Origin of the sequence: Actinoplanes sp. NPDC051411 (genome assembly GCF_040682075.1) — a bacterium.
Classification (GTDB): Bacteria; Actinomycetota; Actinomycetes; order Mycobacteriales; family Micromonosporaceae; genus Actinoplanes.
Map to the genome: position 1 here is coordinate 42,975 of NZ_JBFBAD010000074.1, position 7,850 is coordinate 50,824.

Annotated in this window: 8 protein-coding genes; 3 read left to right on the plus strand and 5 right to left on the minus strand. The window is 73.3% G+C overall.

Features of this window, described 5'->3' with window-relative positions; translation table 11 throughout:
- Positions 1 to 42: 42 nt before the first annotated feature.
- Positions 43 to 888: a class I SAM-dependent methyltransferase gene (locus AB0M88_RS33675; RefSeq protein ID WP_364109631.1), complete on the plus strand. Its 846-nt coding sequence runs from the start codon at positions 43 to 45 to the stop codon at positions 886 to 888.
- Here AB0M88_RS33675 and AB0M88_RS33680 read toward each other — a convergent pair.
- From AB0M88_RS33680 to AB0M88_RS33695, 4 genes are all read right to left on the minus strand, one after another.
- On the minus strand, positions 870 to 2,168 hold the full coding sequence (locus tag AB0M88_RS33680) for an alpha-hydroxy-acid oxidizing protein (RefSeq protein ID WP_364109634.1): 1,299 nt from the start codon (positions 2,166 to 2,168) through the stop codon (positions 870 to 872). The genes AB0M88_RS33675 and AB0M88_RS33680 overlap by 19 nt on opposite strands.
- A gap of 380 nt (positions 2,169 to 2,548) precedes the next feature.
- Positions 2,549 to 4,429, minus strand: a complete 1,881-nt coding sequence (locus AB0M88_RS33685; protein ID WP_364109636.1) for a bifunctional diguanylate cyclase/phosphodiesterase — start codon at positions 4,427 to 4,429, stop codon at positions 2,549 to 2,551.
- A 232-nt stretch (positions 4,430 to 4,661) separates the two neighbouring features.
- Positions 4,662 to 4,853, minus strand: a complete 192-nt coding sequence (locus tag AB0M88_RS33690; protein ID WP_364109638.1) for a hypothetical protein — start codon at positions 4,851 to 4,853, stop codon at positions 4,662 to 4,664.
- Positions 4,846 to 5,256 (minus strand): DsbA family protein, encoded by a 411-nt coding sequence (locus AB0M88_RS33695; protein WP_364109640.1) that lies wholly within the window; start codon positions 5,254 to 5,256, stop codon positions 4,846 to 4,848. The genes AB0M88_RS33690 and AB0M88_RS33695 overlap by 8 nt, the downstream gene beginning before the upstream one ends.
- 80 nt (positions 5,257 to 5,336) lie before the next feature.
- Here AB0M88_RS33695 and AB0M88_RS33700 point away from each other — a divergent pair, with 80 nt between their 5' ends.
- Entirely contained in the window at positions 5,337 to 5,849 is a 513-nt protein-coding gene (locus tag AB0M88_RS33700) for a TetR/AcrR family transcriptional regulator (RefSeq protein ID WP_364109646.1), read from the plus strand.
- A gap of 9 nt (positions 5,850 to 5,858) precedes the next feature.
- Here AB0M88_RS33700 and AB0M88_RS33705 read toward each other — a convergent pair whose 3' ends face one another.
- Positions 5,859 to 7,043, minus strand: a complete 1,185-nt coding sequence (locus tag AB0M88_RS33705; protein ID WP_364109642.1) for an MFS transporter — start codon at positions 7,041 to 7,043, stop codon at positions 5,859 to 5,861.
- 122 nt (positions 7,044 to 7,165) lie between these two features.
- Between AB0M88_RS33705 and AB0M88_RS33710 the strand changes: the two genes are divergently transcribed.
- Positions 7,166 to 7,850 (plus strand): putative sulfate exporter family transporter (locus AB0M88_RS33710; protein WP_364109644.1); only part of this gene is annotated, 685 nt, incomplete at its 3' end.

The following is a 7,850-nucleotide window of genomic DNA, read 5'->3' on the forward strand; positions in this document are numbered from 1 at the left end:
GTCCGTTGCGGGCCCGCATCGCCGCACCTAGCATCCGCGGCTATGACCGACACTCCGGCTCCTCGGGTCTTTCGCAGCATGGACGACGTCTACGGCGACACGTTCGACGACGACGAGGTCGAGGCGGCGCTGAACGAGAGCCTGTCGCCGCGCAGCCTGAACGAGCTGCTGTTCGACCTGGTCGCCGAGGCCGGGCTGCCGCCCGGTTCGACCGTGCTGGACGTCGGCGCGCGCGAGGGGCGTCACAGCTTCGAGCTGTCGCGTCGTTTCGGGTTCACGGTGCGGGGGGTCGAGCCGGTCCGCCGTCATCTCGACAACGCGGCCCGCGACCTCGCCGCGCTGGTGGTCGAGGAGCCCGAGGTGGCGGCCCGGGTCCGCATCGACGAGGGCGTCGCCGAGAAGCTGGCCGACCCCAGCGGCTCGGTCGACCTGATCTGGTGCAAGGACGTGCTCGTTCACGTCGAGGACCTGGAGACCGCGTTCGCGGAGTTCCGCCGGGTCCTCAAGCCGGGCGGCCGGGCGGTGGTCTACCAGATGACCGCCACCGACTGGCTCACACCGGCCGAGGCGGCGTTCATGTGGCCACCGGCCGGCATCCACGCCGGAAGCCTCGACCCGCAGCGCATCGAGGCCGCGATCACCGGCGCCGGATTGACCGTCGCGCAGTGCATTCAGCTGCACGGCGAGGCGCGCGAGCGCAGCGAGGAGGACGGCGTCGCCTCCAGCTCCAAGCAGCTGCTGTGGGTGTCGCGGATGCTGCGCAACCGCGAGGCCTTCGTGGAGCGGTTCGGCACCGTCGCGTACGAATACGTGCTCACCGACAGCCTGTGGGGCGTCTACCAGATGATCGGCAAGCTGAACCCGCGGATCTACGTGCTGTCGGCCTGAGCGGACCAGGCCCGGCGGAGCAGCCTCCGGTCGATGTCGGCGATCCGGCGGGTGCCGGTCAGGGCCATCGTCAGGTCGAACTCGGCGACGATGTTCCGGATGACCTCGGCGACGCCGCGCTCGCCGGCGAGCGCCAGGCCATACATGTACGGGCGGCCGAGCAGCACCGCGTCGGCGCCCAGGGCCAGCGCCGTGAAGACGTCGGCGCCGCTGCGGATGCCGCTGTCGAACAGCACCGTCTTCGAGGGGCCGACCGCCTCACGGATGTCGACCAGGGCGTCCAGCGAGGCGATCGAACTGTCGACCTGGCGGCCGCCGTGGTTGGAGACGACGATCGCGTCGACGCCCAGCTCGTCGAAGGCGCGGCGCGCGTCGTCGGGATGCAGGATTCCCTTGAGGACGATCGGCAACCGGGTGCGGTCCCGCAGCGTCGCCAGGTGACCCCAGCTCAGCCCCGGGTTGGAATAGACGTCGAGGAAGGTCTCGACGGCCGCGCGCGGCGCCTTGGAGACCAGGTTGGACCAGAAGCCACCGGGATAGTTGCGGGCCATGGCGGCCAGCGTCCGCAGCGCGCCGAGCGTGACCGTCGTCTTCGACGTCGCCGGAGGACGCTCGGCGGCGAGGGACAGGAAACGCGGGTCCGATGTGTACTGCGCGATGCCCTCGGCCCGCGCGAACGGCAGTGAACCGAGGTTGAGATCGTGCGGCCGCCAGCCCAGGATCGTGGTGTCCAGCGTGACGACCAGCGCCCCCGCGCCGACCTTCTCGGCCCGCTGGATGAAGCTGTCGACCAGCTGCTCGTCGGTGCTCCAGTAGAGCTGCACCCAGCGCGGAGAGTCGCCCATCACGGCGGCGCAGTCCTCCATCGGGTTGCAGCCCTGATTGGAGAAGATGTAGGGCACGCCGGTCGCGGCGGCCGCCCGGGCGATCGCGAGGTCGCTGTCGCGGCGCATCAGCGCGCCGGCGCCGATCGGCGCGAGGAGGAGCGGCGACGCCAGCTCCGTTCCCAGTACGCGCGTGGACAGGTCACGGCCGCCGATGCCGTGGGCCATCCGCGGAACGCTCACCCAGCGGTCGAAGGCCCGGCGGTTGTTGCGCATGGTGCGGCCCTCGCCGGCGCCACCCGCCACGTACGCCCAGGCGCGGGCGCTCGAAGCGCGCCGCGCCGCCTCCTCGAGGGTGGCGAAGTCGGCCGGCACCGCCGGTCGCCGCCCGAGCACCCCGGCCCGATAGATCGTCGCTTGCCGCAACCGCCCGGGCCCGACCTGTGATGTCGACACGGCGCCCAGCCTTTCCGCCCCACTCCCGCCCGTCAAGGGACCAGCCCCACGCGGCCGGCCCCGCGCCCGGCTGGCTCCGCGCTCGGCTGGCTCCGCGCTCGGCTGGCTCCGCGCTCGGCTGGCTCCGCGCTCGGCCGGCCGGCACCGCGCCCGGCCCTCACCGCGCCCGGCCGACACACCGGGCCCGGCCGGGGCCGGCCACCATCGCGTGCGGCCGGCACCGCGCCCGGCCCGCACCGCGCCCGGCCGACACGCCGCGCCCGCCCGGCCGGCACCGCGCCCGGCCCTCACCGCGCCCGGCCGGGGCCAGCCGCCATCGCGTGCGGCCGGCATCGCGGTCGGGTCCGGGCTGGCCGGCATCGCGTGCGGGTCGGCTTGGGCTAGTGCTCGACGGTCAGGGCGCCCGCCCGGTGGTCGGCCAGCCAGGGCGCCAGGTCGTCGGCCGGCATCGGGCGGGCCAGCAGGTAGCCCTGGGCGACGTCGCAGCCGGTCGCGGTCAGCAGGTCGACCGTCGGCTGGGTCTCGACGCCCTCGGCCACCACCTGCAGGCCCAGGTTGTGGCCCAGGTCGACGACCGACCGGACGATCGCCGCGTGGCCCATGTTGTCGGGCAGGTCGCAGATGAAGCTCTTGTCGATTTTCAGTTCGTGCAGGGGCAGGGTCGACAGGTAGCCGAGCGAGGTCTGGCCCTGGCCGAAGTCGTCGACACTGATGCGCACGCCGGCCGTCGACAGCCGGGCCAGCACGTCGGCCACCACCTCGGGGTCGGTCATCAGCGCGGTCTCGGTGATCTCGACGACCAGGAGGGTCGCCGGCACGCCCGCGGTGGTCAGAGCGGCCAGCACGGTGTCGGCGAAGTCGGCCCGGGCCAGGTTGCGAGCCGACACGTTCACCGACATCGAGAGGCCCTCGAAGGCCGGGCCCCACGCCACGACCTGGGCCAGCGCGGTCGCCAGCACCCACCGGGTGAGCGCGTCGATGAGACCGGTCTGCTCGGCCACCGGCAGGAACGCGTCGGGCGGGACCAGGCCCCGCACCGGGTGCCGCCAGCGGATCAGGGCCTCGACCGCGCAGACCCGGCCGGTGCGCAGCTCGGCCTTGGGCTGGTAGAACAGCACCAGCTCGCCGGTCTCGATCGCGCGGCGCAGCTCGGCGACCAGGGCGAGCTGGCCGGCGTCGTAGTGGTCGCGTTTCTGGTCATAGCGGGCGGTGCCGGTGCGCGTGCCCTTCGCCAGATACATCGCCATGTCGGCCCGGCGCAGCAGCGTGTCGACGTCCGTGCCGTCGGCCGGGGCCAGCGCGTACCCGAAGCTCGCCTCCGGCGAAAGGGGGAGCGTGCCCACGATGGCCTCCGCCTCGAGGACCGCCCGGAGGCGGTCCAGCAGAGGCTGGATCTCGTCGTTTCCGATGCCCGGCAGCACCAGCCCGAACTCGTCGCCGCCGAGCCGGGCCACGGTGTCGCCCGAGCGGACCCCGGCGGCCAGGCGGGAGGCCAGCTCGCGCAGCAGGGCGTCGCCGTTGTGGTGGCCCAGCGTGTCGTTGACCTCCTTGAACCGGTCGACGTCGGCCAGCACCACGGCCGCGATGCCGCCGTCGCGCTTGGCCGCCTCGATCGCGGCGGCCGCCCGGCGCTGGAACAGGATGCGGTTGGGTAGGCCGGTCAGCGCGTCGTGCTCGGCGAGGTGGACCATGCGGCGCATGGTCGAGGCGGAGATGAGGGCGAGGATCGCCCAGAGCGCGGCCAGGCCGACGCCGAGGACGAGATAGAGGGTGCGCAGGCCGGCGCTGACCTCGGTGGCGATCGGCGCGTAGGGCAGGTAGATCTCGAGCACGCCGAGCACCGGGCCGCCGGTGCTGAGCGGCACGTAGACCTCGACGACCCGTTCGCCGACCGGCCCGGTGTCGTTGCTGTCGGCGTTGAGACGGGTGAGGTGGGCCACGACCTCGCCGTGGGCCGCGTCGAGCGCCTCGTCCTCGATCTCGTCGTTGAAGCCGGAGCCGTCGTCGGAGAAGACGACGTGGCCGTTGGTGTCGCGCAGCCGGATGCGTACGACCGAGCCCGCGGTGACCGCCCGGTCGGCGAGGCGGCGCAGCGCCTGCACCTCGCCGCCGGGCATGGCGAGGTTGAGGGGGCGGCCGTCGAGTTGCGGCTCGACGGCGGTGCGGGCGATCATGGCGGCCTCGTCGCGGCCCTCGCCGAGGCCGCGGCTGTGGGCCTCGCCGGCGAGCGCGAACGACAACATGAGTCCCAGCAGCGCCACCGGGACCAAGCTGGCCCCGGCGTACGTCAGAAACAACCTCCACGACGAAGGCACACGGGCACGGTACGCCGTTCCGGAGCGGGGGGAGAGCCTAAACCATTACCACTTAGGCGGGTCCGCTCGCGCGGCGGATGTGGTAGCGGTGACGATCCGGGCCGCGAACGCCCGCCGAAGCACCGGATCGCCCGGGGCGTGGCCGGCGTCGGCGGCGAATGCCGTGATCGGACAGTCCTCACCGGAGCCGGCCAGGAGCCGGGACGCCGGACGATGGCCTCCTCGCGATGTCACGCGCTCGCCGGCGAGACCCCGATCCTTCGGGCTCGAGGTCGGGGGCTTCCTCGGCCTCGGGCACGCACAGGCCGGTCTCCGGGTCGCAATAGCCGGCCGGCTCGACGACCACGAACTCCAGCGGAGCGTCAGGCATGGGTCTTCTCCCAGGCCTGGTCGATGGCCGCCGCGTACTGCTCGACGCTGACCGCGCCCGGGATGCCCAGCCGTCCGCCGAGGACGGTGAACGGCACACCCCGCGCGCCGAGCCGGATCGCCGCGTTGTGGTCGGCGCGGACGGCGTCGGCGTAGCGGTCGGAGGCCAGCACCGCGCGGATCTCGTCGGCGTCCAGCCCGAGCTTCGCCCCCGCCTCGACGATCGTGTCGTGCTCGAACGCCTTCGGGTTGCCGCCGAAGACCTCGGCCTGCAGGGCCCGCAGATAGTCCCAGCCGACCCCGTGCTCGACGCCGAACTGGACGGCCCGCAACATGTCGAGCGTGCTCGAGGCGGGGCGGTCCACCGCGTACGGAAGGCCGTCGGCGGCGGCGAGCCGCACCATGCCCTCCTCCATCTCCCGGGCCTGGGCCGGCGGCAGCCCGCAGGGAACCCCGGCGTGACGCGCGCGACAACGCGGCCAAGCTGCGCTCGGTCGCGCTCGACCGGTTCCTGGCCAACGGCCTCGACGTGTCACTCAACGAGATCGTGAAGGCGGCGGGCGTCAGCATCGGCACGCTCTACAACCACTTCGGCTCCCGCGAGGGCCTCATCGACGCGGTCATTCCCGAGGTGGTCGGGGCCCGGCTCCAAACCCTCGCGGCCTCGGCGACCGCGTTACCCACGCCGCGACTGCGGCTCGCGGCTTTCGTACGCGGGATGATCGATCAGCAGATCGGCGACCCGGCCCTGAACGATGCCGTGCTCCGCCGCTACCCCGACGCCGTGGCCCTCCTCGACATCTGCACGGTCACCACCGACCTGGGCCGCCGCCTGGTCCGCGAGGCGCACGCCGACGGGTCGCTCTCGCCCGACTTCACCGAGGACGACCTGGTCAACCTGCTCTGGCTGGCCGGCACCGCGGGCCGCGACCCGGCCGTCCCGCCCGGCTGGCGGCGGGTGCTGGAACGCTCCCTGGACTCGGCCTGGCTCGACTGACCGCGATGGTCAGCCCTGCTCGGCCGGCTTGGCGACGCTCGACGAGATCAGGGCGGCGAGGCCCAGGAGGACGGCGACGGTCAGCAGGGCGCGCAGGACGGTGACGTGGTCGCCGAGGAAGCCGATGGTGGGCGGGCCGGCGAGGAATGCGCAGTAACCGATCGAGGCGATCACGCTGACGCGGCCGGCCGCCCGGCGCGGGTCGTCGCCGCCGGCGCTCATGCCGACCGGGAAGCCGAGCGAGGAGCCGAGGCCCCAGAGCAGCGAGCCGGCGTAGGCGTAGGCCGGTGACGGGCCGAAGACGAACAGCGCCAGCCCGGCGATGCCGATCAGCGCGAGGACCCGGACGACCGGGGTGCGGCCGTAGCGGTCGAGCAGGGCCGGCCCGAACCACCGGCCGATGGTCATCGCGGTCAGGAAGGCGGCGAACGCCAGCGTGCCGAGCGCGGCCGGGACGTGGTGGCCGTCGATGGCGGCCACGCTGGTCCAGTCGTTGCCGGCGCCCTCGGCGAAGGCGAAGGCGAGCACGAACACCCCGATGAGCAGGGTGCGGGGTTCCAGCCAGGCGGTCAGGGCGCTCGCTTTCGGGGAGGTGCCGGGCTCGGTGCCGGCCTCGTCGGGGATGAACCGCCGGGCCTGCCCGGTCACGCCCAGCACCACCAGCCCGGCGACCACGATCAGATGGGCCGCGACCGGCACGTGCAGGGCGACCATGGCGGCGCCGAGGAGCGCGCCGGCCACCGTGCCGAGGCTGAATCCGGCGTGGAAGCGCGACATGATCGACCGGCCGAGGCGGCGCTCGACGACGGTGGCCTGCACGTTCATCGCCACGTCCCAGGCGCCGTTGGCGAAGCCGAGCAGGAACAGCCCGATCACCACCGGCACGACGTTGGTGGTCGCGCCCAGGGCGGCGACGGTCAGGCCGGCGCCGAGCAGCACCGCCATCGACAGCACGGTGCGGGACGAGCCGATCCGGCTGACCACCGGGCCGGAGAGCGGGAGTGCCAGCAGCGACCCGGCGGCGATCGCGAGCAGCACCAGGCCGAGCGCGCCCGGATCGAGGCCGAGGCTGTCGCGGACCTGCGGGATCCGGGACGCCCAGCTGGCGAACGCGAAGCCCGAGCCGAGGAACGCGGTGTAGGTGGCCGTGGTGGCGGCCCGCACGTCGGACCGGGCGGTGAGGGTGGCGGTCATGTGTACGAGCGTACATAACGCCGCCCCTTGTCGAACCAGGGTGCTTGTCATAGGAGTTGGCTATGACAGTGGTCCGGTAATAGCCGCTACCGGGTGCGCTCGTCGCGGCGAAGCCTGGAATCGTGATCGTCCTGGCCGAGGCTCCCGCTCGTCACCGCGTACTCCCGAAAGCTGCCGGCCTGGCGGCGGCCCTGGTGATCGGGGTTTTCGCGACTCTGATCGGGATGCTGGTGCCGGTGGTCGGCGCGCCCGTCTTCGCGGTCGCCGCCGGAGTGCTGCTGAGCCCGCTGGCCCGGCGGTCGGCCTGGAACGTCGACGTGGCCAAAGGGCCGGTGCTGCAACTGTCGGTGGTGCTGCTCGGCGCGCAGCTGTCGCTCGGCGAGGTGGTGTCGGTCGGGGCCGGATCGCTGCCGGTCATGCTGGGCACGCTCGGGGTGTGCCTGCTGCTCGCCTGGCTGGTCGGCCGGAGGCTCGGCGTGCCGCGCGACCTGCGCACGCTGATCGGCGTCGGCACCGGCATCTGCGGTGCCTCGGCCATCGCCGCCACGACGCCGGCGATCCGGGCGAAGAGCAACGACGTGGCCTACGCGATCTCGACGATCTTCCTCTTCAATGTCGCCGCCGTGCTGATCTTCCCCATTCTGGGTCACCTGCTGGGGCTGAGCCAGCACGCGTTCGGCCTGTTCGCCGGCACGGCGGTCAACGACACCAGCTCGGTGGTGGCGGGGCGCGGGCCCCAGCCGGGCCCCCCGCGCGCGGCAGCCGCGGCGGGTCTGGAGGGCTCGCCGCTGGGATTAAATACCGGCG

Excerpts from the sequence above, each read along its gene's own strand:
- AB0M88_RS33675 (WP_364109631.1), top strand. The coding sequence starts at position 43 with ATGACCGACACTCCGGCTCCTCGGGTCTTTCGCAGCATGGACGACGTC.
- AB0M88_RS33690 (WP_364109638.1), bottom strand. The coding sequence starts at position 4,853 with ATGCCTGACGCTCCGCTGGAGTTCGTGGTCGTCGAGCCGGCCGGCTAT.
- AB0M88_RS33695 (WP_364109640.1), bottom strand. The coding sequence starts at position 5,256 with ATGGTGCGGCTCGCCGCCGCCGACGGCCTTCCGTACGCGGTGGACCGC.
- AB0M88_RS33705 (WP_364109642.1), bottom strand. The coding sequence starts at position 7,043 with ATGACCGCCACCCTCACCGCCCGGTCCGACGTGCGGGCCGCCACCACG.